Origin of the sequence: Thermogemmatispora aurantia (assembly GCF_008974285.1) — a bacterium.
GTDB lineage: Bacteria > Chloroflexota > Ktedonobacteria > Ktedonobacterales > Ktedonobacteraceae > Thermogemmatispora > Thermogemmatispora aurantia.
Genome location: NZ_BKZV01000001.1, coordinates 279,600 through 306,593 on the forward strand (window position 1 = coordinate 279,600; position 26,994 = coordinate 306,593).

Annotated in this window: 18 protein-coding genes and 1 tRNA gene; 11 read left to right on the forward strand and 8 right to left on the reverse strand. The window is 59.7% G+C overall.

Annotated elements, in window-relative coordinates; translation table 11 throughout:
- Positions 1 to 184: 184 nt before the first annotated feature.
- The 3 genes from KTAU_RS01090 to KTAU_RS01100 all read left to right on the forward strand — a co-directional run bounded on the left by KTAU_RS01090 (position 185) and on the right by KTAU_RS01100 (position 5,509).
- Positions 185 to 2,845, forward strand: a complete 2,661-nt coding sequence (locus KTAU_RS01090) for a CDC48 family AAA ATPase (RefSeq protein ID WP_151726642.1) — start codon at positions 185 to 187, stop codon at positions 2,843 to 2,845.
- A gap of 471 nt (positions 2,846 to 3,316) precedes the next feature.
- Entirely contained in the window at positions 3,317 to 3,706 is a 390-nt protein-coding gene (locus KTAU_RS01095) for a hypothetical protein (protein ID WP_112427781.1), read from the forward strand.
- A gap of 132 nt (positions 3,707 to 3,838) precedes the next feature.
- Entirely contained in the window at positions 3,839 to 5,509 is a 1,671-nt protein-coding gene (locus KTAU_RS01100) for an ATP-binding protein (RefSeq protein ID WP_170292965.1), read from the forward strand.
- Positions 5,510 to 5,700: 191 nt separating this feature from the next.
- On the opposite strand, the gene KTAU_RS01105 is transcribed toward KTAU_RS01100, so the two are convergent.
- The 6 genes from KTAU_RS01105 to KTAU_RS01130 form a co-directional block, all read right to left on the reverse strand.
- The gene (locus KTAU_RS01105) at positions 5,701 to 6,219 is read right to left on the reverse strand and encodes a hypothetical protein (protein WP_151726644.1); all 519 of its coding nucleotides are present in this window, start codon (positions 6,217 to 6,219) and stop codon (positions 5,701 to 5,703) included.
- A gap of 91 nt (positions 6,220 to 6,310) precedes the next feature.
- On the reverse strand, positions 6,311 to 6,955 hold the full coding sequence (locus KTAU_RS01110; protein ID WP_151726645.1) for a protein-L-isoaspartate(D-aspartate) O-methyltransferase: 645 nt from the start codon (positions 6,953 to 6,955) through the stop codon (positions 6,311 to 6,313).
- 378 nt (positions 6,956 to 7,333) lie between these two features.
- Positions 7,334 to 7,405, reverse strand: a tRNA-Val gene (locus tag KTAU_RS01115).
- A gap of 353 nt (positions 7,406 to 7,758) precedes the next feature.
- Positions 7,759 to 9,237: a lysine--tRNA ligase gene (gene lysS / locus KTAU_RS01120; protein ID WP_151726646.1), complete on the reverse strand. Its 1,479-nt coding sequence runs from the start codon at positions 9,235 to 9,237 to the stop codon at positions 7,759 to 7,761.
- 245 nt (positions 9,238 to 9,482) lie between these two features.
- A complete protein-coding gene (gene greA, locus KTAU_RS01125; RefSeq protein ID WP_052888503.1) occupies positions 9,483 to 9,947 on the reverse strand; it encodes a transcription elongation factor GreA in 465 nt (154 codons plus the stop codon).
- Positions 9,948 to 10,206: 259 nt separating this feature from the next.
- On the reverse strand, positions 10,207 to 11,118 hold the full coding sequence (locus KTAU_RS01130) for a biotin--[acetyl-CoA-carboxylase] ligase (protein ID WP_228026270.1): 912 nt from the start codon (positions 11,116 to 11,118) through the stop codon (positions 10,207 to 10,209).
- A gap of 767 nt (positions 11,119 to 11,885) precedes the next feature.
- Between KTAU_RS01130 and KTAU_RS01135 the strand changes: the two genes are divergently transcribed.
- The 3 genes from KTAU_RS01135 to KTAU_RS01145 all read left to right on the forward strand — a co-directional run bounded on the left by KTAU_RS01135 (position 11,886) and on the right by KTAU_RS01145 (position 15,578).
- Complete coding sequence (locus KTAU_RS01135) at positions 11,886 to 12,140, forward strand: DUF433 domain-containing protein (protein WP_112427794.1); 255 nt, start codon at positions 11,886 to 11,888, stop codon at positions 12,138 to 12,140.
- 590 nt (positions 12,141 to 12,730) lie between these two features.
- The gene (locus KTAU_RS01140) at positions 12,731 to 12,913 is read left to right on the forward strand and encodes a hypothetical protein (RefSeq protein ID WP_151726648.1); all 183 of its coding nucleotides are present in this window, start codon (positions 12,731 to 12,733) and stop codon (positions 12,911 to 12,913) included.
- A gap of 160 nt (positions 12,914 to 13,073) precedes the next feature.
- The gene (locus KTAU_RS01145; RefSeq protein ID WP_151726649.1) at positions 13,074 to 15,578 is read left to right on the forward strand and encodes a mannose-1-phosphate guanyltransferase; all 2,505 of its coding nucleotides are present in this window, start codon (positions 13,074 to 13,076) and stop codon (positions 15,576 to 15,578) included.
- Between the two features lie 323 nt (positions 15,579 to 15,901).
- Here the strand turns inward: KTAU_RS01145 and KTAU_RS01150 are convergent, their stop codons facing one another.
- Both KTAU_RS01150 and KTAU_RS01155 read right to left on the reverse strand, forming a co-directional pair.
- On the reverse strand, positions 15,902 to 16,918 hold the full coding sequence (locus KTAU_RS01150) for an NAD-dependent epimerase/dehydratase family protein (RefSeq protein WP_170292967.1): 1,017 nt from the start codon (positions 16,916 to 16,918) through the stop codon (positions 15,902 to 15,904).
- A 413-nt stretch (positions 16,919 to 17,331) separates the two neighbouring features.
- The gene (locus tag KTAU_RS01155) at positions 17,332 to 17,532 is read right to left on the reverse strand and encodes a helix-turn-helix domain-containing protein (RefSeq protein WP_052888497.1); all 201 of its coding nucleotides are present in this window, start codon (positions 17,530 to 17,532) and stop codon (positions 17,332 to 17,334) included.
- A gap of 447 nt (positions 17,533 to 17,979) precedes the next feature.
- Here KTAU_RS01155 and KTAU_RS01160 point away from each other — a divergent pair, with 447 nt between their 5' ends.
- The 5 genes from KTAU_RS01160 (at position 17,980) to KTAU_RS01180 (ending at position 26,984) form a co-directional block, all read left to right on the forward strand.
- The gene (locus KTAU_RS01160; RefSeq protein WP_151726651.1) at positions 17,980 to 19,389 is read left to right on the forward strand and encodes a metallophosphoesterase; all 1,410 of its coding nucleotides are present in this window, start codon (positions 17,980 to 17,982) and stop codon (positions 19,387 to 19,389) included.
- A gap of 94 nt (positions 19,390 to 19,483) precedes the next feature.
- Entirely contained in the window at positions 19,484 to 22,639 is a 3,156-nt protein-coding gene (gene polA, locus KTAU_RS01165; protein ID WP_151726652.1) for a DNA polymerase I, read from the forward strand.
- A gap of 84 nt (positions 22,640 to 22,723) precedes the next feature.
- Positions 22,724 to 23,896, forward strand: coding sequence for an LL-diaminopimelate aminotransferase (locus KTAU_RS01170; protein ID WP_228026271.1), 1,173 nt, complete (start codon positions 22,724 to 22,726; stop codon positions 23,894 to 23,896).
- A 219-nt stretch (positions 23,897 to 24,115) separates the two neighbouring features.
- Positions 24,116 to 26,260 (forward strand): amylo-alpha-1,6-glucosidase, encoded by a 2,145-nt coding sequence (locus tag KTAU_RS01175; RefSeq protein WP_170292968.1) that lies wholly within the window; start codon positions 24,116 to 24,118, stop codon positions 26,258 to 26,260.
- 238 nt (positions 26,261 to 26,498) lie between these two features.
- Positions 26,499 to 26,984, forward strand: coding sequence for an Hsp20/alpha crystallin family protein (locus tag KTAU_RS01180; RefSeq protein ID WP_151726655.1), 486 nt, complete (start codon positions 26,499 to 26,501; stop codon positions 26,982 to 26,984).
- The last annotated feature ends 10 nt before the right edge of the window (positions 26,985 to 26,994 follow it).

Consider the following 26,994-nt stretch of genomic DNA (forward strand, 5'->3'; position numbering starts at 1 on the left):
ACTGGCCAGGCAGGGAGGATCTCTCTCACGGGCCACGTCCTATCTTGCCCGGCAGGCCAGCGATCTCCAACCCTGAGCCAGCCACAGCGTAGATGTAATGAGGAAACGTAAGTGACGGTGAGCCTGTCATTCCCCAGAGGCATGCATCAGCGCAATCTTTCAGCGAAAGAGTAGGAACCGAGCAATGGAGGAGCCTCAGCATCACAGTGGCAGCGGGTCCGGCAACGTGGGAACAGGAAGAATCACCAGCCGCCTGGACCCAGAGGGAGAAACCTCAGCGGCGAGCACCAGCGCAGGACCGGGCACGGCAGAGCAGCAGGAAGGAGCGAAGACTGTCGCGAGCCAGGATGAGGGTCTGCAGTTCGTCGTCGTCGAGGGCATGCAGGTCGGGCGCGGCGTCGCCCGTCTCGATCCACGCGATATCGAGGCTTTGGGCTGTCAGCCAGGCGACATTGTCTTGATCAGCGGCGCGCGGACTACCGCCGCCAGGTTGTTACCCGGCGTACCACAGCAACGCGGACAGCGCATTATCCAGATGGACAGCCAGGTACGCCAGAATAGCGATGCCGGCCTGGGCGAGCGCGTCACGGTGCGCAAGGCACGGGTACAGAGGGCAGAGAAGATCACGCTGCTCCCCCTGACTCGCGGGGCCCCTATTCAAGAGAGCGACTTGCAGTACATCGCGCGCTACCTGGTGGGCCTGCCCGTGGTCACAGGCGATCTGCTCCGCCTCAACCTGCCAGGCACGGCGAGCCGCGAATTTTTGATTATTAGCACGGTGCCCGCCACACCCAGCTATCCCTCTCGCCGCTCGCAGCTAGAGGGTACTGCCGCCACCCCCTTGGCCGAGCAGAATGAGCGGGCGGTGGTCGAAGCAGTTATTGTCCAGCCTGGGACGGTTGTGCGCGCTCAGGCTCGCGGCGCCGGTCGCCCCGGCGGACTAGGACGCGTCAGCTACGAAGACATTGGAGGGCTGGGCAAGGAGCTGCAGCGCATTCGCGAAATGATCGAGCTGCCCCTCAAGTACCCGGCGGTCTTTGATCGCCTGGGAGTCGAGCCACCCAAAGGGGTACTGCTCTATGGCCCGCCGGGCACCGGCAAGACGCTGATCGCCCGCGCCGTCGCCTCGGAGACGAACGCCGCCTTCTTCGTTATCAATGGGCCGGAGGTCATCAACAAGTTTTATGGAGAAAGTGAGTCACGCCTGCGGGAGGTCTTTCAAGAGGCTCAGCGGCGCGCCCCCAGCATCATCTTTATCGACGAGCTGGACGCCCTGGCTCCACGCCGCTCCGAAATGGGGGGCGAGGTTGAGCGTCGTATTGTCGGTCAACTGCTGGCCCTGATGGACGGCATGGCCTCGCGCGGCCAGGTTGTCGTCATTGGAGCCACCAATCAGCCCAACGCCCTCGACCCGGCGCTGCGCCGCCCAGGCCGCTTCGACCGCGAAATCGCCCTGCGCGTACCTGATCTCCACGGACGCATGGAGATCCTGCGCATCCATACACGCGATGCGGCCCTGGCGGACGACGTCGATTTCGCTCGCCTGGCTCAACTGACACCTGGCTTTGTAGGGGCCGATCTGGAGGCGCTCTGTCGGGAGGCAGCCATGATCGCGCTCCGCCGCGTGCTGCCCTATATCGACTATCAGAGTGGCTATATTCCGTTCGAGACCCTGGTGAATCTCAACATCACTATGGCCGATTTCCAGGCCGCCCTGCGTGAGATTGAGCCATCGACGACCCGCGAGGTCTATGTTGAGGTCAGTGAAACGACCTGGGATGACATCGGAGGGCAGGCTCAGGCCAAGCAGCTGCTGACCGAGGGCGTGGAGTGGCCGCTGCGCTATCCCGAGATCTACAGCAAAGCTAAAGTCGAACCACCCCGCGGCGTGTTGCTGGCCGGTCCCCCAGGCTCCGGGAAAACGCTGTTGGCGCGCGCCCTGGCCAATCAGTGCAACGCCAGCTTCATCTCCATCAAAGGCCCTGAGCTCCTCTCAAAGTGGGTAGGCGAATCTGAGAAGGGTGTGCGCGAGATCTTCAAGCGTGCCAAGCAGGCGGCTCCTTGCATCATCTTCTTCGACGAGATCGATGCTCTGGCACCGCGCCGTGGAGCCGAGCTGGACAACCACGTTGGAGACCGCGTGATCGCGCAGCTGCTGACAGAGCTGGACGGCATCGAGGGACGCACGGGCGTGATTGTGCTGGCTGCCACCAACCGGCCCGAATTGATTGATCCAGCTTTGCTGCGTCCGGGCCGCTTCGATTTGATTGTCGAGCTGACCTATCCCGATGAAGCTGATCGCCAGGCGATCTTCTCCGTGCACACGCGCGGGAAACCGTTGGCGTCCGATGTCAGTCTGGAGGAGCTGGCCCAACTGACCCCAGGACGGAGCGGCGCAGATATTGAAGCAATCTGTCGTCGCGCCTCTATGCTGGCCCTGCACGACTGGATCGAGCCGCGTCTGCAACAAGTAGGCCGCGTGCAGATCAGCGAGGAGCAGCAGGAGTCGAAGGCCACCAACCCGGTCAGCACCGCTACCCAGACAGCTCAGGCAAGCGGAGAGGAGAGCCGCTTCTCTATCCGCCGCGAACATTTTCTGCGCGCGATCACTGAACAGGAAGAGCGCTATCAGTCCCAAGCCAGACTGGAGGCCGAGCGTACTCGTCGCGACGAGGCTCGACAGCGCCTGCTCGACCTAGCCGCCAGCTATGGCGGTCTCGGGAATGTTGCTCCACAGACCGCCCTCCAGCCACCAGTACTGCGCGGCTGGCGCCTCTGGCTGGCCCGCTTGCTCGGACTGCTGCCGCGCCACTCCCAGACCGGCTCACCACCACCCTCCGCCTGAAAGGAGACGCGGGCAAATTCAGCCGCTCTCAGGCAAGAATGCATACGTCACGAAAGCCAAAGCGGACACGAGGGGAGAATCCCCGCGGGAGCTGCCAGATGCACTCTTTCCTCTCCCCTCGTTTGCTCCGGCGTCCGGCCTCTTCCCGATCCAGGAGCTAAGGGCACGCATCAGGCGCACCAGGCCCGATGATCAAGGCGCCGCCTCCCTTTGCTGCTAGGACCGGACGCTTGCAGGCCGCCGAAGAGACGCCCGCTGGGAGTACAATCGCCTCTTTTGAGCAGTGTTTGCTCAATACATTGAGCAGGCATACGCATTAACACTTGATAAAGCTGGGCTGCTTCTCCCCTGGATCAAAGGCAAAGACATGTCAATACAACTACTTCGACTCCAATCAAAGTTAGCTGACTGGGATAGTTAGCGTGTGATATAATATAAAGGAGAGTGTGAGCATAGCGAAGGGAGACAACATTGTCGCTGTACTCATCAGACACCAGCTCTGCAGACTCCCGGAAACCGGTCGTCGCGGCCTATCTGGAGGTCATTCGCCTGCTTGACGACCGTGTCGCGCCCCTCCTGGGCAAAGTGACCACGCGCGTCCTCGTTCAGGGCGCGGCCCGGCGAGTAGCGGAGAAGTACCCATTCCTTCACTTTCTTGAGCGTATCCCATATACTGAAGTTACTCCAGCGATTGCCCAGGAGCAGCTTGGTGGCCAGTCTCCGCAGGAGTTGACGGCAGCCTTGAATGCTCTTCTAGAGGAGTGTTTTGCGGGCTTGAAGGAACTCACTGGCGACCTGATTGTTACTCCGCTTCACGATGAGGTGACCCGCCAGCTCCAGCATATGTCGATCATCCAGTAAACAGAAAACGGCCTGGCCTAGCAGCGAGCAATGGAGAAGAGCAGCGTGCAGTCTCAGTCGACACTCCCAGATGGCGCGTACCGCTCTTCCAGAGGATCGGGGGAAGATCGGCTGGCGGTTCTTCGCCATGAGATGGAGTATCTCAATACCATTGGGAAACGCTTCGTCGCCGCCAACGATCGCTTCCAGGTCCATCGTGCCCTGCTGGCTACGTTACAAGAGTTATACAGCTTCTCCGCCTGTGCTATCCTGCTCAAGGGCCAGCATGGCGACCCTTTTGAACTCTCTATCATCCCCCGTTATCCGCTCAGTTCCTCCTTTCTCCAAGAGATGATCCAGCGTATCGCCCGCGCCGCCAACATCATCGATTTCCCCAACGTGACGCCCGAGGAGCTGGCCGTAGCCGCCTATTTCGACGCCCCCGACGACCTGGCTTTGATGGAGCCACAACCCCCTCTCGGCAGCAGCGAGATCGGTGACTTCCTCCACCTGCCGCTGGCCGTCGAGGACCGCATCATTGGCCTGCTCAGTCTCTTCCACGAGCGCGAGGGCGTCTTTGATACTCAGCTCCTGCAGCTAACACGTATCATCGCCGACTACGCCGCCATCGCCCTGGAGAATATGCGTCTGCGCGAGCGCGAGCAGGCTCTCTGGCGAGAAGCCGAGTTCGAACGGCGCCGCCTGGAGCTGATCATCAGCAGCATGGCCGAGGCCCTGCTGATTACCAATGCCCAGGGCGCCATTGTCTCCCTCAATCGCTTTGCCGAGCAGCTCTTCCAGCAGGCAGAGATTGATACCCGCCTTGAACCCGGTGTGCCTCTCCGTCAGCTTGCCGCTCGCAGCAATGTACCCTGGCTACGCGAACTGGCCCACGTCGTCGACCAGGCTTTGACCGGGCAGACGATCAAGAACCAGGAGCTGATCATTGGTGAAAGTGGCGAGACCGTCCCCCTCACCTTGAGCATCAGCGCGGCCCCACTGAGCCAGGACAGCCATCACCCGTTGCCCGGCGGCGCCGTCGTGGTCCTCAACGACATCACCGATCGCAAGCAGATCGAGAAGCTTAAAGACGAGTTCGTCTCGGTGGTTTCGCATGAGCTGCGGACGCCGCTGACCGCCATCAAAGGCTACACCCAGCACCTGGTCCGGCGCCTGGAGCGGCGTCTGCGCCAGCAGGCGCGTGAGGGTCACGACCAATCTGAGCTACCGGAAAGCTACGATCTACGCAGTCTCTACATTGTACAAAGCGAGGCCGAGCATCTGGAGCGTCTGGTCAGTGATCTACTCGACCTATCGCGTGTACAATGGGGACGTCTGGATTTACAATACACTCCTTTCTACCTGGCCGACCTCTTAGCCGAGCAGGTGCGCCTGGCCCAGGCCAATACCGAGCAGCACATCATTCAGCTCGATTTGCAGGTACAGGACAGCAAGGTGATCGCCGATCGTCAGCGCATTGCCCAGGTTGTTGGCAATATTCTGGACAACGCCATTAAATACTCGCCCCAAGGGGGACATGTCATAGTGCGGCTGGAGAGTGCAGGAGAAGATTTTCTGATCAGCATCAGCGACGAAGGCATTGGAGTCAGTCCAGAATACCTCGATCATATCTTTGAGCGCTTCTATCGCGTCCGCAACGCTGCCAGTCGCCAGTATTCGGGGATTGGTCTGGGTCTCTATGTCGCCCGTGCTATCGTCGAAGCTCACGGCGGCCGCATCGGCTACGCCAGCAATCAGAGCGGGATGGGCAGTACCTTCTACTTTAGCCTGCCGCGGACCCCTAACCCAGCCGAGAAAGGGTAACGCCGCTGATTGACCGCGAATGGGGAGTCGAGCCAGCCTCAGCGCCTGGCCTTGGCCACTCCTTCCTCACACCACGCATGACAGAGAGCTTTAGCGCTTGACCAGCAACCTCTCGACTAGCGCGGCGATCGTTTCTTCACGCGTGCCCCATACCTCCCCTGCCACTCCGTGCCAACCGGCACGCATCCCTCCTAGAAGGCTTTCAACAGATCAGTTGGCGTTGCCTGGAAGCGGTCCAGCAGGTAAGAGCGACCGAACGGGGTAAAATGGATGGTGGCCCAGCTGGCTCGCAAAATCTGAATATGGCGCAAGACGCGGGCCTCCCCCCACAGCGGATAGAGCCAATCGCAGAGAGCATTCACAATATCGCCGGTGCTGGTGATGAGCACACCGACCAGCGTCACCCCAACCACCAAGAGCAGATGATGGGGAAGAGCAACCGGGCCGAACGCCGTAAAGAAGCCAATATACACCATGCTGCCCGAGACCAGCGCGGGCAGGAGCGCCTCTAGCAGAATATAAAAGCGCGACGGCTCACGCACAAACAGGGCGGTGATCCCCAGTGGACCAATGGCCCAACCGATCAGCTGATCGCGCCGCAAGAGCGCCAGCAGCAGATGAGATCCCTCAACCAGCAGCAGCCAGAGCAGCACAAAGGCAATCAAGCCCGGTAGAGAACGAAGCTGGATACTGGCCAGTATCCCCGGCATGCTCATCCTCCTCGAACGTCGTAAACAGCGACACCAGAAACCTCTGTTTGTATTGTACGCCCATTGGTGGCCTGCCGACAACAGGACTTCGCTATTCTTCCCACCCACCTTTGCCAACCAGCGGCACGAAGACACAGCCACCAAGTGAATGCACCTCTTGCCCGCTACACGTGCGCCGTATGACCAGCAGCTCCTGATGGTCATGGCTGCCAACAGGGAGCACCAGGATACCCCCCTCAACCAACTGGGCAACCAGCTGCTGAGGAATCTGCGGGGCCGCAGCGGTAACCACGATCCGGTCATAGGGAGCAGCATCCGGCCAGCCCAGCGAGCCATCTCCGACAAAGACGGCAACGTTGCTCAGACCCAGCTGCAGCAGCCGCCTGGCCGCCTGGCAAGCTAGTTGCTGGTAGCGTTCTACCGTTACGACAAAGCGCGCCAGACGCGCCAGAATAGCCGCCTGATAGCCCGAACCAGTTCCAATCTCCAGGACACGCTCCTGACCGCTCAGCTGCAGAGCCTGGGTCATCGTTGCCACAATCAGGGGCTGAGAAATGGTCTGACCGCAGCCAATTGGAAGGGCCTGATCAGCATAGGCCCACTGACGATGGTGGGGATCAACGAATAGTTCGCGCGGCGTCGCCTCAATGGCTGCCAGCACACGCTCATCATGGATGCCAGCGCTACGCAAGCTCTCTAGCAGATAACGGCGCTGCGTCTCAAGATCACGAGTCATAGTATTTCAGGACGGAGTGAGGAGGAAAAAGGCTTGGCCTTCTCTATCAGGCACGACATACGAGACTCATGTCCCAGGCAGGGAGAGGTACAGAGGAAGAGCGCAGTCAGCACAGATAATCCTCCCTCGGCTACTGATCAGCTCACAGAGCCTCAGCCTTCTTCGAAGATTAAGCTGCACACTTCGAGTCAAGACGCGCGAGGGTACCTATTTAGAGTCTAAAGCCTGTTGAAACAGACGTCAAGGAGAGCAAGGAACAACCTGCTGCCTCTTCTTAAATGAGCGGAGAAGCACGTGATCCAGGCTACCAGTCAGCCCGGAAGGATGCGGAGCGGGCTTGCAATGCCTTTCACAGAACACAAATAGGCATAAAAAAAGTGGGCGCTACTGGGCTCGAACCAGTGACCTCTTCGGTGTGAACGAAGCGCTCTCCCACTGAGCTAAGCGCCCTTTACTTCTCATAACCGTGGTGACTGCCGACTTTACTGTGGCCTCTTGCTATCACCCGGTTCTCTGCTCTGGCATAGCTACTATAACACTCCGAGCGGGGCTTGTCAAGTAGCGAGAGGGGATATCAGCAGCAAGCGCCGGAGCGTACTTGCACGCGGCCTCATCAGCCAGCCAAAGACGCCGGGGGCGCGGCCTTTCCCGACATCTACCGACCGACAGAAGAGGAGGAGCAGGGCCGCGGCAGGCACGACAAGCGGTCTGGTGCACCGCTCGGAGTGCGAAGGCAGGTAGGCAGCGTCAAGCGCGAGAGCGACAGCAGGCGAGCAAGCAGGAATGGAGCCAGCTAGCAGTAATCATAGCTCGTTAGGGGCCTTGCGCATCGTGGGGAAGAGAATTACATCGCGAATGGACTCCTGATCGGTCAGGAACATGACCAGGCGATCCACGCCGATGCCCAGCCCGCCTGTGGGCGGCATGCCCACCTCCAGCGCCTCCAGAAAGTCCTCATCGAGCACCTGCGCCTCCACATCGCCGTGAGCACGCTGGCGCATCTGATCTTCAAAACGCTGGCGCTGATCGAGTGGATCATTCAGCTCAGTAAAAGCGTTGCCGATCTCCAGGCCGCCCAGGAACGGCTGAAAGCGCTCCACCAGATCAGGCTGCGAGCGATGGCGTTTGGCCAGCGGTGAGACATCCAGGGGATAATCGACCAGGAAGAGCGCGCGGCGCAGCGGCTCGGCTCCCTGGCGGAACATCGCACTCTTCAGTTCATCGATCAAACGGCCTCGGCCCAAGGCGGGATCGACCTCATAGCCGCGAGCTTGCATCGCAGCGGCCAGGCTCTCTCGATCGGGATAGCGATTCACATCAATCCCGGTAAACTCCTCGATCGTCGCCAGCAAAGGCAGGCGCGGCCAGGGAGGCGTTAGATCCACCTCGTAGCCCTGGTAGCGAATGCGGGGCGTCCCGCAGGCCTCCAGCGCAATCGTATAGATCATCTCCTCCGCCAGGCGCATCATGTCCTCATAATCGGCATAGGCCTGATAGCACTCCATCATCGTAAACTCGGGATTATGCGTGCGATCGATCCCCTCATTGCGGAAATTGCGCCCGATCTCATAGACTCGCTCGAAACCTCCCACAATCAGGCGCTTCAAATACAACTCCACCGCAATGCGCAGGTACATATCGCGGTCTAGCGCATGATGATGGGTCACAAAGGGGCGTGCCGTAGCACCGCCGTAGATCGGCTGCAAGATCGGCGTCTCCACCTCCAGAAAGCCGTGTTCATCGAGGAAGCGGCGCATCGCGCGAATCACGCGGCTGCGCGTCACAAAGATCGGCTTCACTTCATCCCCGTTAGCCAGCAGATCCAGATAGCGCTTCCGCTGGCGCAGCTCCACATCTTCCAGCCCATGGTATTTCTCGGGCAATGGGCGCAAGCCCTTGGCAATCAAAGCAAACTCCAAAACGTGGAGCGTACGCTCACCGGTGCGCGTGTGGAAGAGAAAGCCTCGTACCTGAATAAAGTCACCGATATCCAGCAGCCGGACTGTGCGATAGGCTTCCTCACCGAGATCGTTAATGCGGAAGTAGACCTGAATACGGCCAGTGCCATCCTCAATATGGGCAAAGGCTACCTTGCCCATCTCGCGGAGCAAGCGGATGCGTCCGACCAGACAAAAAGAGTGCTCCTCTCCCAGCCACTCATCGAAGTGCTGCAGCACCTCGGCAATGGTATGGCTGCGCTCTACATGGTTGGGATAGGGATTAATGCCGCGCTCACGCAAAGCCTGCAGGCGCTGGAGCCGCACACTTCTTTCATCAGCCATAACGCTCTTGGAAACTCCTCACAATGGTTTGCCGCTATTTTAGCAAAATTCCGGGCCAGTGGATAGCAGGGAGAGAGAAAGACCTAGAGGCAGCCCTCCCCCTGATTGGGAGCAAAGAGGAGGGCCGCACAAGAGAAGGCGGCCCCGAAAGACACAGCGGCATACTCCATCCTGGCTGGATCAGAAGACGAAAGCACTCGGGGAGGAGAAACAGAAATGCTCTCGTCGCAGGGGGAGAAGCTCATTCACTCAATGGCGAGGACCGTGTACTCTTTGACGCCACCAGGGGTAGAAACCATGACCAGATCGCCCACCTTATGGCCAAGTAAGGCTTTCCCGACCGGAGACTCGTTGGAGATGCGGCCAGCGCTCGGATTCGCCTCATAGGCGCCCACAATCGTATAGCAAGCCTCACGCCCGTCGCTGCTGCGCACGCGCACCACTGATCCCAGCGTTACCTCGTCGCTCTGGACCTTCTGAATCGTGCGAGCTGTGGCGAGCATCTGCTCTAGCTCATAGATTTTCCCTTCAAGCCGGGCGTACTCCGTCTTGGCCTCCTCATAGGCCGCATTGTCGTTGACATCGCCCCCCTCCTTGGCATCGTGCAGGTAGCGTGCAACCTCAGCCCGCTTGACAGTACGCAGGAACTCCAGTTGATTCAGAAGACGTTGCCGGCCATCCTCGGTCAGATAGACGCCCTGTGTCTCCATCCTATGTTTCCCTCCATTGTCTGCAGGAAATCTCTCATCTACTACCAGAGTCTCAGCCTGCCTACAACCTGCCGCGCCACAATACGGGGAGAGCGCCAACAGACAGTAAGCAGCTTCTTCAACAGAGAGCCGGTCCAGGTCTCTAGTATTCTGGCCGGTTTTGCGTGAGTAAACGCTTGGGAGCAGAGCAGGCGAGACAGACAAAGTATGTCACGACAGCCTCCTCAAGCCTAGCAGTGGGCACGGAGGCAAGAGCCGCTCATTCAGGAGAGAGATGCCCTACATCTCCCCAGGTGACTGTCACCCGCTCGCCCGAGCGGCAGCGCAGCAGCAGCTCGCCGCTCTCATTGACCTCTTCCGCCCAGCCTTCGAGCTGACGAGCACCTTGTTGGATGCGCACCATGCGCCCTAACGTCTGCAAGCGGCTGCGCCAGCGCTCGCGAATATGCCGGGCTACCGGCAGCGAGAAGAACGCCGCCGAGACAGGGGGCGTCAAGAGCGCGGATCGTTCAGGGAGCGCCCCCACCTCTTCCTGCAGGGCGAGATAGGAGTCCTCCACATGCTCCAAAAGCTGAGCAATAAACGCCTCGCGGCTTAATGAGCGACCGCACTCGGTCTCTAGCGTTGTCGGCGTCGGCGCTTGAACCAGCGGAGCTGACGCAGCCGCAGGAGCCTTGGGGGAGGACTGCACTGATCCGCCCTCACTCTGCTCGATCGCTAAATCTTCACTGCGTCCATTGACATTGACGCCGATGCCCAGTACGGCCACTAAACGACCCGCTCGATCAGAGCTGGTCTCGATTAAAATACCGGCAACTTTACGTTCGCCAATCAAGACATCATTGGGCCACTTGATACCAGCGACGAGGCCAGCGGTTTCAGCGATGGCATCCAGCACGGCCAGTGCGGAGAACATAGCTACCAGTGGAAGCGGGAAGCGGGGATAGAGCACCAGCGACAAGAGGACATTGCGCCCGGCCACGTCAACCCAACGGCGGCCCTGCCTGCCGCGCCCAGCAGTCTGACTTTCTGTAAGCACCACCAGGCCCTCTAGGCTCTCGCCTGGCTCAGCCTCGACAGCACGCAGCATCGCCAGCGTATTCGTTGAATCGACCACCGGGACATAGAACAGTCGTGCCTCCCCCCTACCGATCAGGCGAGTACCTAACATCTGCCTCAATCTATCGAGATGCAATCGTTCGCTGTTAGCCATCTGCCCTGGTACACCCCTGCTCACCTCGCTACCACACCCCTCCTCTCCTTTACCTGAGAACCTGGACCTCCCGCCGGCGTCCCGGCAGCCCCCTCTCCCCTCCAACACGCTATGAAACGACTCTGGCTCACTTCTTCCCCCCATTCCACCTTGTGCCGCCGTTGCCGTTCTGAATAAACCAGCTCATCCCGGCCTGCCTGACTCAGGCGCCCTGTAAAAAGACATCCGCGGGCACCAGGCCGGCTGGTAGCGACAATCCAACGACTTCTACACGCTCTTGCTGGCATGCATCGGAAGCGAAGAATGTGAGAACACTACCGACCGGCACCGGTCCTGCGGTAAAACCATACAGGCGGGAGCTAACCGACTTTCCAAGCGGGCCTGGTTGTTTCCCACCTTCCGGCTGAGGGCCACACTTAGGAGGCACCCCTCTCTTCCCGATTGGTGTGGCTGGTTAACTCACCACCTGTGTGGCGCTGTCGTTCAGGCATGTGCACACCACCTCCTTTCATTGCGCTAATTGTAACATCGCATTTCAGGTGCTGTCAAGCTTTTCGTTGAAATTTACTTGAACACCTTTTCCTTGAGCTTTTCGACCAGAAGGCCAATGTCAACAGGAACGATCAACCGTGCGGATTTTAAGAGTTCTTTCATGCCCATGCGCAGGTTCTCAAGGCAGGAAATAATATACAATAAGATTGGTCCAGGAAAGGAGGAGTTCTGCTATGGCCATTGAGCGTACCGCCCATCCCTATATTGTTCGTGACTCCGCCATCTACGGCGGCGAACCCATCATCGAAGGCACGCGCACCGGCGTGCGCCATGTGATCCTGCTCTTCCAGTCGGGGAAAGATCCCGAAGAGATCGCACGCATCCATCGTCTGAGCCTGGCTCAGGTCTACGATGCCATCAGCTATTTTTACGACAACGAAGAGGAAATCGAGCACTATATTCGCAATCAGTCCTGGGAAGGCGACTGAGAGACGACCCCCTGGACGACCCCCTGTCTGTCGGTTTCCCTGCGCTTGCCATTGATCGACGCTGGTGCCTGTCCGACTCTGGCACCCTCTATTGCGTGCTTGCCAGGCTTGTGCCAGGCAACGGTGAGTGAGACCACAGCCGGGGCAGGATGTTCATCGCGGCTGGTCTAGTCACACCGCTGCTTCACGCGTTATACTGTTACGTAGTATGCTGGCGACAATCAGCCTGGTTGAGCTGAAGGTGAGTGGCGTAGGGTAGCTCTTTTCTCCTCTTCGCCACTCCCGCAGGGCTGTTCTTGCCCTTCATCACACGACCGCACACCTGTCCCTGTCCTGGTTTCGAAGGCTGACGCCGACGCTTCGACACTCGCCGGCACAGCTCTCTTCCCTTGCAGCTGAGGCTGCTGTGCCCTCATCAGCCAGAGCGAGCCAGTCAGCGCGGCCTTGGCTTCTCGCTTGTTCTGCACCCGTCCACGCTCAGACGGCGGCAGAGCAGCGCCTTAGCTCCTCAATGTACCCGTCCGCTCAGTCGCGCTCACGAGTCCTGTGAGGAAGACTTGGAAGAGAAGCAAGAAAGGAGGACCTGATAGATGCAGCAATACAGCGATCTGCTGATCGATGCCCTCCTGGATGAGGGATTCACGGTCGAGGAGGCCAATCGCCTGATCGAACTGCGCGAGGCATACGAAGAGCAGCTTGCCCGCGAGGAGATACCCTATCAGCGTTTTATGCACTGGCTGATCGAATACGGCCACCTGAGCGATTATCTCTAGCATGCAAGCCAGGCAGGCAAGGGGCGAAATCCTTGTAGCTGCCTTCTGCTGTGAGGTACAATAGCAATGAGGCAGGCAGTAGACCACGGCGCAGCCCCCTGCTGCGCCGTTGCAGTTTCCATGACCAGATGAGCAACCCCGCGCCAAGGAGAGAAAAGTCATGAAAGCGGTTGTTATGGCCGGAGGGGAAGGATCTCGCCTACGTCCCCTGACCATTAAGCGCCCCAAGCCAATGGTGCCGATCGTGGGCAAGCCCGTCATGGAGCATATCCTGAACCTCCTGAAGCGACATGGCATCACCGAGGTCATCGTCACCGTTCAGTACCTGGCGAGCAATATCGAGGACTACTTCGGCAACGGCTCGCAGTTCGGAATGCGCATCACTTACTCTCGCGAGGATGTCCCCTTGGGCACCGCCGGCAGCGTGAAAAACGCCGAGGAGCACTTGACCGAGCCGTTCCTCGTGATCAGCGGCGATGCGCTCACCGACTATAATCTGAGCGATATCATCCGCTTTCATCAGGAAAAGCAAGCGCTGGCAACGTTGACGCTCGCTCATGTCCATAATCCGCTAGAGTACGGGGTCATTATCACCAACGAGGATGGCCATATCACGCAATTCCTGGAGAAACCGAGCTGGGGCGAGGTCTTCAGCGATACCATCAATACCGGTATTTATGTCCTCGACCCTCGCGTGTTGACCTACTTCGAGAAGAATAAGCCCTTTGACTTCAGCCAGGATCTCTTTCCTTTGCTGCTTAAGAAGGGCGACCCCATCTATGGCTATATCGCCAGCGGCTATTGGTGCGATGTGGGCAACCTGAGCGAGTATATGCGCGCCAACGCCGATGCGTTGCAGGGACGGGTCCAGATCGAGATTCCTGGCCGCCATATTGGCAACAGTATCTGGTGCGAAGAGGGTGTGGAGATCGCTGAGGATGCTCAGCTCTATGGCCCGGTCTACCTGGGACACGACTGCAAGATTAAGTCGGGCGCTATTATCCACGGGCCGAGCATCATTGGCCACTATACGATCGTCGATGAGCGGGCCCAGGTCGATCGGAGCATTATCTGGAATAACTCTTATATCGGTGAGCGGGCCGAGCTGCGCGGCGCTCTCGTCGGCTCCTCGACGAGCATCAAGAGCAAGGCGGTGATGTTCGAAGGCTCGGTGATCGGCGATAATTCGATCGTCCAGGAGGGCGCCATTATTCAACCTAACGTGAAGATCTGGCCCGATAAGGAGATCGAGACCGGCGCCGTGGTCAATAATAGTATCATCTGGGGCTCACAGGGCAGACGCGGCCTCTTTGGGCGTTACGGGGTAACGGGTCTGGTGAATATCGATCTGACTCCCGAGTTCGCCGCCAGCCTTGGCGCAGCTTACGGCGCCATTCTTCCCAAGGGTAGCATCGTTGCTGTCAATCGCGATTCATCACATCGTACCTCAAGAATGATTAAGCGGGCGATTGTGGCTGGCCTCCCCTCGGCTGGCATCAATGTCCACGATATCAATCAGGTCCCGATCCCGGTGGCCCGCTACTATGTGCGCAATACCGAGTCCGTCGGTGGTATCCACGTGCGCCTCTCTCCTCACGATCCGCGCATTGTCGACATTAAGTTCTTTGACCAGTACGGCCTTGATATCAATAAGGCGACCGAGCGCAAGGTGGAGAATCTCTACTTCCGCGAGGACTTCCGCCGCGTCTACATCGACGACCTGGGGTCGATCGAGGTCCAGGAGAATGAGCGTGTGCTCAATCTCTATCTGGAGGGCTTCCACAAGGTGGTCGATGAGGGGCTGATCCGTCAGCGCAAGTTCCAGATCGTGATGGACTATGCGCATGGAAGTACGACTCAGCTGCTGCCCGGCATCTTTAACCGCCTCGGTGTGGATGTCATTATCTTGAATACAAGCGCCGATGAGTCGCTGGTCACGCGCACGAAGGATGAGGTGGAGCGCGATCTGCAGCGCCTGGCCACGATTACGGCAGCCCTCCATACCGATCTGGGCATCCGCATCGATCCGGCTGGTGAGCGGATCGCGGTGGTGGATGACCGCGGGCGCATCCTGGACGGGATGAAGATGCTGGCGGTGATGACGAGCCTGATGTTGCGCCGCTTCCATCAGGCGACGGTGGCGGCCCCGGTGACGGCCCCCAGTGCCCTCCAGCATATTGCTAAGCGCTACGACGGCCATATCCTGCATACGCGCGTTCTACCTCAAGCCCTGATGGCAACGGCAAGCCGCGAGGGAGTGGTGCTGGTCGGTGACGGCGAGGGCGGCTTCATCTTCCCGGAGTTCCTGCCCGCCTTCGATGGTATGATGGCTGTGGCAAAGCTGCTGGAGCTGCTGGCTTACTTTGAGGCGAAGCTCTCTGAGGTGGTGGATGATCTGCCGAGCTACTACTTGAGCCGTACACGTGTGGCCTGCCCCTGGGAGCACAAGGGCAAGGTCATGCGTATCCTGAGCGAGCAGTATCGCGAGCGACGGGCCAAGCCGATCGATGGGATTAAGATCGATCTGGGAAGCAAGGAGTGGGTGCTGGTGCTGCCAGATGCCGATCGGCCTCTCTTCCACGTGGTGGCAGAATCGGAGTCAAGCGAGCAGGCCCAGGCTCTGGCTGAGAAGTATGCGCGCGTGGTCAGCGGCTTGCAGCAGTAGCTCCCTCCCCGTCCAGCAGCTCCGGCTATCTGCAAACCGGCCAGGGATGCAGCACAAGGGGTGCGCTCTGGTCTTCTATTTTCGCTTTTTCGGCTCCTCCTGGCCTGAAACAAAAGCCCCGTTGCGGTGGAGGGAATGGCCGCAACGGGGCTGATGAGTTCGGTGTCCGGTCCAATGCCGCCGCTGTCGCTGCACCAGCGTGGGAGAGGTTGCTGTCTTCCCGTTCTCTGAGCTGCCCTTCCACTCTCTGGCCGCGCTCTTAGCCAGAGGGACAGGCTGTACCTGCATCTGGCGAACAGTCGCGCCCTGGCCTGGTTCAGGCGCTAGGCCGAGGCCGAGGTAGCCAGACGCGAGGCCGACGCCGCTTCTATGGACCGCGCCAGGACAGGCTGGAGCGGTACCGGCGGCAGGTTGTGGCCCAGGCTGGCGCAGATGCTCTGGACGGTACGCCGTATCCCCTCTTCAAGATCGACGCTCGGCTGCCAACCAAGGAGTTGCCGCGCACGGCTGTTATCGAGAGCGATAGCTGTTCCAGTCCGTCCACGCTCGCTTAGATAGAGCGGTGGGACTTCGCTGGCCAGTAGGGCAGCGGTCCGCTGATAGAATTCTTCGAGGCTGGTGCCGCTGCCACTGCTGATGTGAATGGTCTGGTTGCCGCCACGCTCGAGAGCCAACAGATGAGCCTGAACCACATCGGCAATGTAGATATGGTCCCGCCTCTCCCCCTGCGGGGCACGAATGACTACCCGCCTCTGCTCTAGCAGGCTGTAGATGAATTCGGTTAAGGGATGTTGAGCGGTTTGTCTGTCGGTTTCTCCATAGACATCAGCATAGCGTAGAATAACATGCTCTATCCGATAGTAGCGGCTATAGTAGCGAATATACCATTCTCCGGCAAGTTTGCTAATGTCGAGAGGGCGCCGTGGGCAGAGCGGGGCCTCCTCGCTGAGGAGAAGGGTCTGGCCTTCTCCAGCATAGAGGTCGTTGCCGCCAGAGGCAAAGATAATGCGACCAACGTTGGCCGCTATGCAGCCATCAAGCAGGTTGAGCAGGCCATGCAAATTGACGTCAGCATCGGTTAGCGGGCGCTGGCCAGGCAGTAGCGCCGAACGACAGGCCGCATGATGGCTGACAATCTCTGGACGCTCCATCTGGAGCACTGCGTGCAGCCGCGGGTCCCGAATGTCTAGCTGGTAGAAGCGCGCGCGTGGATCAAGGCGCTCCCGTGCGCCACTGGCCAGTGAGTCAATGACTATGACCTGGTGGCCAGCATCCAGACAGGCACGAGTCAAGTGTGCCCCAATAAACCCAGCTCCGCCAGTGATGGCGATCTTGACCAAGTGTGTCTCTCCCTTCTGTCCTTGCTTGGCTTGCCGCTGTCTCGATCGGTGGCTCTCCGCTATCTCTAGTGTAGCGCTGATCTCTATTATATAGATATATATGTATCTATATGAAAAAGCGATATGATCGTATATAGCAGTTTTTCAATGATCAGCATGACAAAGAGAGACGATGGCTGGTCACGATGAGGACAGCTGATCGACCTGCTTCTGTAAGAGAAAAACCAGAGGTGAGCTTGCATTGCCGTCTCGGAGAAGATGGGCGGTGATCTAGACTGACGCCGGTCCGCCGAAGTGAGAGGAGCTGCGCCGGCGGGGGGTACGGCGCAGGTCGGGAAGCTCAGGTTTCGCTCGCTGTGCCAGCCGCCGCCAGGCCACAGCGCTTGTCTCGCTAACCGGCGGCGGCTGGTCCTCTATGAGGCAGGGGTCGTACCTCTCATGAGCGCATCCAGCGTGGACTTCTTGATACGGTAAGCCTGACGCTTGCCACGGTGGGGGAGGGTGATCGCCTCCAAGGCCCCGCTCTTGATCCAACGACGCACCGTTGTATCGTCCACGCGCAGACGGCGCGCAACTTCACGTACCGTGAGCAGTTCTTCCAGATCCTCAGCCATAGCAGTCTCTCCTACTCTTTGGGATTAGCTCGTAACAGGCGCGATCACCAGCGTTCCTCTGACACCCCAGGCACGCCGCATTCTCCTCGTTGATCGGAGAGAGCTGCGTCGCTTCCCGCTCAAGCCGGGAAGGGGTGCCATCTGGCGATTCACGAGCAGACGTTTTTTCGGTCCCTCTATACGAGAGTATATCCCTGGGGGTAGCATCCTCCCGTGAGGCCAGAACAGTTGAACGCTGTCTGCCAGTTAACTACACTATACAACTACGCACAAACGTACTAAAATGGAGCAGATGTCAGGTTGGCATCTACCTTCTCCCGCTGGAAGCGAGCGGTCGCTTCGGCTGCCAGATTGGATTGCGTCAGGCAGAATGTTCCTGAGGAGTAAGGGAGACAGGCGAGTGATCGACTTGCAAGCGGTCCCAAGGACTGGAAAGGGCTTTTTTTGATGTCTGTGACCATTCTGGTCGTCAGTGATCTCCACCTTGCGCATGGTCAACAACCTTTTGAGGGCTTTACCGAGCAGCAACAGCGTGCCTGGACGGAGTTTCTGCAGGCGGCCTCTCCTGGAGGCATACTTGTCGAGGAGCGGGCAGATGAGACGGTTGAGCTGGTGATCAATGGCGACTGCTTTGATTTTTTGGTGGCTGCTCCCCTGCGGCATGATCGCACTCGTACGGTAGCCCAGGCTTTGGAGAAGCTAGAGCAGATCATTGCTGCTCATGGCGCGTTCTTTGAGGCGCTGGCCCAGTTTTTGAGGCAGCCCCAACGGCGTGTGACCTTTGTGCCCGGCAACCACGATATTGAGCTGCTCTTCCCAGCAGTCCAGCAGCGCCTGCGCCAGGCGGTGGGTTGGCCCGCGGCTTCAGAGGAGCGGCTTCGCTTCTGGCCACGTGCGCGCTATGAGCCGCTGTCGACGATCGCTATAGAACATGGCAATCTGTATGATTTCTGGAACCATCGCAGTGCCGGGCTGTGGACTGCCAGTGGTGAGCCGCTGCCTCCCCCGGAGGAGATTCTTCTCTCCGCGGGTTCGTGGTATTATCAAGAGGCAGGGGAGTTGATCCATCGCCGTTTTCCGTATTTCGACCACCTGGAGCCATCACTCAGCTATCCACGCCAGATGGCGCTGCTGAGTCTCTTTGCGCCCGAGCTGCTATGCGAAGTGGTGACGAACCTCGTCGGGCTGATGAGCTGTCCACGCCAGCCTTTGGCTGGCTTGAGCCGAGGCGAGGAGCACGTGGCCCTGCGCCTCTTCGAAGAGGCGATGCAGGATCTGGCCGCCTTCCAGCGCGATATGGAGCGCCAGAAAAGCGACTGGCAGCCGGTGCCAGGTTGGGATGAGCAGCGGGCTACGGCAGCTATGCTGGAGGAATACAGGCTTTTGCGGGAGGCGGTGGCCCAGGCAAGCGAGCCAACAGCGACGGAGAGGACGCTACTGGAGGCAGTGGCCCGCATCTTTGGAAGGCCAACGGCGCGCCGGGCAGGCCCAACCGGCGCTGGTATGCAGGCCCTGCTGCAGCGTGAGCCTCGCCTGCGCTATGCCCTGGCCGGCCATACTCATTCGTGGCTCGTAGAGTCGCTGGCCAAGAGCCGCCAGTCCTATCTGAATACGGGCACATGGACGCGGCGCCTGGCGCGTCCTGCACCGGGGGAGATCACGCCAGCGACGTTAGTCTGGCTGCGCTCCCCAGATTGGCCACCTACGCCGACAACTTCGCCGTTGCGCGAGGTGACACAGTATACATTCGCACTGATCCGCGCCAGTGACGACGGGGTCCAGACTACGGCTAGCCTTTGCACCTGGGAAGTTCGCTCTCAGCCAGCTTACCGGGTCCTGATAACAGCCGCCTTCTGAGGGTAGTGCGGGTAGGATGAGATGATGACGGAAGCCAGCAATAAGCATACAAGTCGTGAGAGAAAGCTGGGGCCTGAAGGGTTGAGTAGAAGGTATGAGTGAGAGTGACATTTCCAGAGCACCGGAGAAGTCTCGGTGTGGTGAGAGTGGCAAAAAGCTGCTCCTGGTCGACGGACATGCTTTGATCCACCGCGCCTTCCATGCGCTGCCCGTAACGTTGACAACGAGCAGCGGCGAGGCGGTGAACGCGGTCTTTGGCTTCGCCAGCATGCTGCTGAAGGCGCTGGCCGACGTGCGGCCAGACTATGTGGCTGTGACCTTCGATCGCTCGGTGCCTACCTTCCGTCATGAGGCCCTTCCAACGTACAAGGCGCAGCGTCCTTCGCTACCACCAGTGATGCGCTCGCAGTTTGAGCGTATCCGTGAGCTGGTGCAGGCCTTCAATTTTCCTGTCTACGAGCTGGATGGCTTTGAAGCCGATGACCTGCTCGGAACACTGGCGCGTCAGGCAACGGAGCAGGGTCTGGAGACCATTATTCTGACCGGCGATATGGACACGCTGCAGCTGGTCGATGACTGTGTACGCGTCATGGTGGCCAAACGCGGCATTAGCGAAGTGACAGTCTACGATCGGGCCGCGGTACAAGCGCGCTATGGCATTGAACCAGGACAGCTGCCGGACTTCAAGGGCCTGGTCGGCGACCCGTCAGATAATATCCCCGGCGTGCCTGGGATTGGAGAGAAGACCGCCAGTCGGCTGATCGCCACCTACGGCAGCCTTGAGGCACTGCTGGAACACCTGGCCGAGCTGAAACCTAAAGAGCAGAAAGCCCTCAGCGAGGCACGCGAGCAGGCGCTTCAAAGCAAGTACCTGGCTACAATTGTACGCGACGCTCCCGTACAGCTTGATCTGGCCGCTTGCGATATCAGGCGCTTCAATCGCGAGAAGACGCTGGCTCTCTTCCGTAGGCTGGAGTTTCATTCGCTGGTTGATCGGCTGCCCGGTCCCGACGGTACCTTCGGTGATACGAGAGGCGGCGGCCAGGCGAGCGGCCAGGGGCAGATCTTTGTTCCCGATGCAGGGCAGCCGGGGCCTGATTTTGCTGAGCAGTCCACGAAGGCCCCAAGCGAGGAGGAAGCCCGCGCAGAGCAGGCCGCTCCTCTGGGTATCGTGCCTATCCTGGAGCCTCCTCCTCCTCCAACGCAGCTCACTCAGACCGGTGAGCCAACGCTAGCAGCGGAACTCCCCCTGACTTCCCAGGAGCCCGCCAGCCAGTCGCCGTCTCAGCCCAGAGATAGAGATCATGCCCAGGTGGAGCAACTGGCACTCTTCGAGTTGCCAGCCCAGGCAGAGGTGCGCCATCTCCGTCTGCCTGCTCTTGAGGATAGTCTCCCACTCCTTGAGCCGACCAGTGAGAAAACAACCAACACGCTGCTGGTCACCAGCGAGGAGGCGCTGACGGTTTTGGTGCACAGTCTGCACCAGGCAGGAGCCTTTGCCTTTGACATCGAGACTTCCTCTGAAGACCAGTGGCGGGCCGAACTGGTCGGGCTAGCTTTTAGTATGGCCCCCGGAGAGGCTTACTATGTCCCTATTGGCCATCAGCAGACGCTCGATGGCGAAGAGCCACCGGCCCAGCTTCCTTTACCACTCGTCCTGGAGCGGTTGCGCCCGGTACTGGAAGATGCTCGTATTGCTAAATATATGCATAATGCGAAGTACGATCTGCTGGTGATGGCGCGCTACGGTGTACGCATCCAGGGATTAACCTTCGACACGCTCCTGGCAGCCTATCTGCTGGACCCTGGCCGACGCGGCCTGGGACTGAAAGAGCAAGTTTTCCAGCGCCTGGGCTATGTGATGACCCCTATCTCCCAGCTCATCGGCAGCGGTAGCAAGGCCATCAGCATGGCCCAGGTTTCGGCAAGGCGTGCCGCCGAGTATGCCGGGGCCGATGCAGACATGACGCTGCGTCTGGTAGCCCCCTTGCAGCGCGACCTGCAGCGGCACGGCCTGTGGAAGCTCTTCGAGCGTATAGAGGTGCCACTTGTGGACGTGCTGGTTCAGATGGAGCTGCACGGGGTGGCCCTGGATGCCGACTTCCTGCACGATTTCGGCGAGCGCCTCAACGAACAAATTCGCACTCTGGAGCAGAAGATCTACGACGCCGTCGGACATCATTTTAACATCAATTCAACGCGGCAGTTGGCCGAGGTCCTCTTTGGAGAGCTGAAGCTGCCCACAGGGCGCAAAACGCGCACCGGCTATTCGGTCAGCGCCGAGGTCATCGAGAGTCTCAAGGGCCTTCATCCGGTGGTTGATGCCTTGCTGGAATACCGCCAGCTCACTAAACTGAAATCTACTTACGTCGATGGCTTGCTGACCCTAATGGACCCCGTGACCGGGCGCGTGCATACCTCGTTCAATCAGGCGGTGACCTCCAGCGGGCGGCTGTCGTCTAGCAATCCCAATCTGCAGAATATCCCTGTGCGCACGGAGATCGGGCGCCAGATTCGGCGCGCCTTCATTGCTGACCCAAGTTACCTCCTGCTCACTGCCGACTATTCTCAGATCGAACTACGCATTCTGGCGCGCATTACGGGTGAGAAGCGTCTGGTGGAGGCTTTCCAGCGGGGCGAAGACATTCATACGATCACTGCCGCCTCTCTCTTCCACGTGCCGGTGAGCCAGGTTTTGCCCGAGCAGCGCCGCCTGGCCAAAACCGTGGTCTATGCCATTCTCTATGGTCAGTCAGCATTCGGATTGGCTCAGGTGACCGGCATGAGCAACGCCGAGGCCAGCGAGTTCATCAAGCGCTATCACGAGACCTTCCCCGAGGTGCGGCACTACGTGGATGCGACCTTGAACCAGGCCTACAAGCAGGGCTATGTGAATACGCTCTTCGGGCGCAAGCGCTTCTTGCCAGACTTGCGGACTCTCAGCGGACCGGAGCGCCAGGCTCTGGAGCGTGAGGCGATCAACATGCCCATCCAGGGCACTAATGCGGACGTGATTAAGATCGCCATGATCCGTATTCACCATGCCCTGCAGGAGCGCGGCTTGAAGGCGCGCATGATCCTCCAGGTGCATGACGAGCTGGTCTTTGAGGTGCCAGTGGAGGAGTTGGAGACAACCCGCCGCCTGGTACGGACCATCATGGAAGACATTCCAGAGATCACGGAGAAGGTCCCGCTTAAGGTGGAAACTAAAGTGGGGCGAAACTGGTACGAGGCTGCTCCTGCTGAGTAGCTCGCCGGCGCCCCGTTGAGTTGCTGCCGCCATAGGAATGCTGGCGGTATGATCTCGCTTGCGAACGCAAAAGGAGAGCCATCTGTGCAGCTATCACGTCTTGTTCAGAGTCTACCCCCATATCACTTTGCCGAAACACAGAAGAAGCTGGCCGCCCGCCAGGCGGCAGGGGTTGATGTGATCAATCTGTCGATGGGCGATCCCGATCTACCCGCGCCCTCCGCCGTTATTGAGCGCCTCTGTCAGGCGGCCCACGATCCAGAGAACCACCGCTATCCTGAGTATCGCGGCTTGCGTGCCCTCCACGAGGCCTTTGTGGCCTGGTTCCAGCGGCGTTTCCGAGTGACGTTGACACCGGAGGAGGAGACTTTGCCACTCCTGGGATCAAAAGAGGGCTTAGCCTACGTGGCGGCGGCAGTGCTCAACCCGGGCGACGTGGCCCTTGTGCCCGATCCTAACTATACCGTCTACGTGACAGGTACAACCAGCACCGGCGCTCATCCCTATTTGCTGCCGCTGCGCGAAAGCCATGATTATCTGCCCGATCTGGAAAGCATTCCTTCCTCGGTGCTTCAACAAGCCCGCCTCCTTTGGCTGAACTATCCAAACAATCCGACTGCCGCCTGCGCCGACCAGGCTTTTTTTGAACGCGCAGTCGCTTTCGCTCGCCGGCATGACCTGCTCATCGTGCACGACATGGCTTACGCTGAGGTCTATTTCGAACAGCGTCCACCAAGTATTCTGGAGATCCCGGGGGCGCGCGAGGTAGCTGTTGAGCTGCACTCGCTCAGTAAGACCTATAATATGGCCGGGTTCCGCGTCGGCTGGCTCGTTGGCAATCGCGAGGTCGTGGACGCGGTGGGACGGCTCAAGAGCAATATCGATAGCGGCATGTTCCGTCCGATCCAGCACGCGGCCATCGCGGCTCTGCAATTGCCCGATTCCTGGATCCAGGAGCGCAACGCTGTCTACCGCCGTCGCCGCGATCTGCTTGTGGCAGGCTGCAACTCCTTGGGGCTGCGCGCTCGCCAGACACAAGCTGGCCTCTACGTTTGGGCCGCGGTGCCGAAGGGCTTCAAGGCCCGCGATTTCGCAAGCTGGCTCTTTGATCAGACCGGGGTGCTGCTGACTCCCGGGTCAAACTTCGGCGTTGCTGGAGAGGGCTATCTGCGCATCTCTATGACAGCTCCCGAGGAGCGCATCGAGACCGCGCTACAACGGATGAAGGCCGCTCTGCGCGAACTACCACGCCCCTGAGATTCTCACCTGGAGCAGGCGGTCGGGCATACCATCTGCAGGTTGATGCCTACCTTTAGACGCGGCCTCGCGTGGCCAACGCTTGTGCAGCAACAATAGCGATGGATGGAGAGATCAAGAGCAGGATCGGGGAGGCAGGCACGCGCCAGCAGCGGAGCTTGCTCGGGAGCACTCCGGCGGCGCTCACGCCTCCATTTTAGCGCCAGGGGAACGAGGGCCATGATGCAACAGTCTGAGACAAGCGCAATGAAGCGCACTTCGCTGAACGCATGGAATCTCTCGCTTGGTCGCGCCATCTGCGGCGACGTTCAGGCGGGCCTGGAGCGCGAATGGCTGGTCACAAACGGCCTCGGCGGCTACGCCGCTGGCTCGCTTCTTGGAGCCACCACGCGCAGCTACCACGGCCTGCTAGTCGCCGCCCTTCGCCCGCCGATTGAGCGTTGGGTACTCGTGACGAAGGTCGACGAGGAGCTTCGCCTCCCCCAGGGCCCGGTCCTGAGACTGGGGGTCAACGAGTACCACGATGGCACGCTTGACCCGCAGGGAATGTCGTACCTCGACAGCGTCTGCCTCGAAGGCGACATTCCCTGCTTTCGTTATCGCCTGGGAACCGCTCTCATCCTAGAGAAGCGCATCTGGATGGAATACGGGCAGAATACCACCTATGTCCAGTATGCCCTGCACGGTAGCTACGACGAGAGCGGTGAGCAGGTGCGGGAGCCGTCGCTGCTGACGCTCCTGCCTTTCTGTGTCGCGCGCAGCCATCACAGCACACTGCGTGGAGATCCCGGCTGGCATTTTCAGGTCGAGCAGGAAGGGAACCGCTACCGCATCCGTGCCAGCGCTGACACTCCCGTCTATCAGCTGATCGTCGGTCCCTCAGCTCGCTTTGAGCCACGGGGACTGTGGTATTGGCGGGTCCTCCACCGTCACGATCGCGAGCGTGGCCTGCCCTGTGAGGAGGATGTCTATCTGCCTGGCGTCTTCCATCTCCCGCTGATGCCTGGCGATCGGGTGACGCTTGTATTGAGTGCAGAGCAGGAACCGCCTGCCGCCCTGGGCAGCCCGCAGCATGAGGAGCAGGTCGCCCAGGCTTATGCCCATCATCGTCGCCGTCTCAAGCAGCTCCTTGCTGTGGCAGACCGTAGCGTCGAGGATCTGGCGCAGAGCGATCCTGTTCGCGCCCGCCTGGTAGTGGCCGCTGATCAGTTTATTGTGGCTCGTCCGCAGTACGTGCTCACTCCTACGGGGAAGCGCTATTTGCAGCTCTCGCCCGATCATAAGACGATCATCGCCGGCTATCCGTGGTTCGAGGTCTGGGGGCGCGACGCCATGATCGCCCTGCCTGGCCTGCTCTTGAGCACCGGTCGCTATAGCGAGGCCCGAGGGCTGCTCAAGGCTTTTGCCTCCTCCGCCAATCAGGGCTTACTGCCGAACCGCCTTCCCGAGAACGCAGCGGCTCCGGAGTATAATACCGCCGATGCCTCGCTCTGGCTTTTCCGCGCGCTCGATCGCTATCTGGCCGCCACCGGCGACTGGACTTTGCTTAAGGAGCTGTTTCCCGCTCTTGAGGAGATCTTGCAATGGTATATGCGCGGGACACGCTTCGGTATTGGCATGGATCAGCGCGATGGCCTGCTGTTTGTAGGGCTGGGCACAAGCGATCTGCAACTGACCTGGATGGATGCGCGCGTTGATGGCTGCCCGGTGACGCCGCGTCGCGGCAAGCCTGTGGAGATCAATGCGCTCTGGTACAATGCCCTGGCCTGCATGGAGAGCTGGGCAGTGCGTCTGGCCGTTGACGCTACACGCTACAGCCAGTTACGCATCCAGGTGCGCAAACATTTCGCCGAGCGCTTCTGGTATCCCGAGGGAGGGTATCTCTACGATGTGGTGGACGTCGATGGAGAGACGGGCGAGAACGATAGCGCTCTGCGTCCTAATCAGCTCTTTGCAGTGGCTTTACCACGTCGTTTGCTGAGCGATGAGCAGGCACGCAGCATTGTCGAACGTGTGAGAGCCGAGCTGCTGACACCGCTCGGGCTGCGTACACTCAGCCCCCGCGATCCCCACTATCGCTCTCGCTTCAATGGCGATCAACGCCAGCGAGATAGTGCCTATCACCAGGGGACAGTCTGGCCCTGGCTCATCGGCGCCTATATCGATGCCTACCTCCATGTCTACAAGGACAACCAGGCCATTTTGCCCTTGCTGGAGCCGCTGGTGCGCCACCTCTGGGAGGCCTGCCTGGGCACAGTTAGCGAGGTGGCCGAGCCGGAGCCCCCTTTCACACCTGCTGGCTGCTTTGCCCAGGCCTGGAGCGTGGCCGAGGTGCTGCGCTGTTGGACGCTGGTTACTGAGTAGATGAGTAGATAGTCGGGAGACTCTGAATGCATACTGCCCTGACGGGAATAAAGTTCCCCTGGTCATTGTTTCTAAAGGGTGGAAAGGCCAGAAGGAGGCCAGCCGGTGTAGCGTATGACTGGCTGGCAGGGGAGTGCGCGAAGAATCTCGCTCTGGCGCGCTCCAAGAGAACCGATCCTCTTGTGGCCTGACATCGCTGCGTGACTAGGTAATCATGTCACGAAGGAGGTGACGGACCATGACAACGATGGTTCGCTTCGATCCCTGGCGTGAGATGATGAGCCTGCGCGAGGCGATGGACCGGCTGTTCGAGCAGACCTTTGTGCGTCCGTTCTTCGGCACGCCCCTGAGCCTGAGCGTGCCCATGAACGTCTATGAGACGGATCAGGGCTATCAGGTGCAGGCGCTGTTGCCGGGCGTCAAGCCGGAGGACATCGATCTGACGGTCCAGGAGAACACCCTGACGATCAAGGCGCGCTATCCGGCCCTGGTGGATGAGGGGAAGCAGGTGAACTGGCTGTTGCACGAGATCGGTTCCGGCGAGTGTGTGCGCAGCATCACCTTTGCTAAGCCGATTGTGGCCGATCAGATCGAGACGCACTACGAGCATGGTCTGCTGACGATCACTATCCCGGTGAGCGAGGCCAGCCGGCCAAAGCGCATCGCGATCACAGCCGGTCAGCCCGAGCCTCAGAAGGAGCTGGTAGCCGCTAGCACCCGCTGAGGTGTGAGGG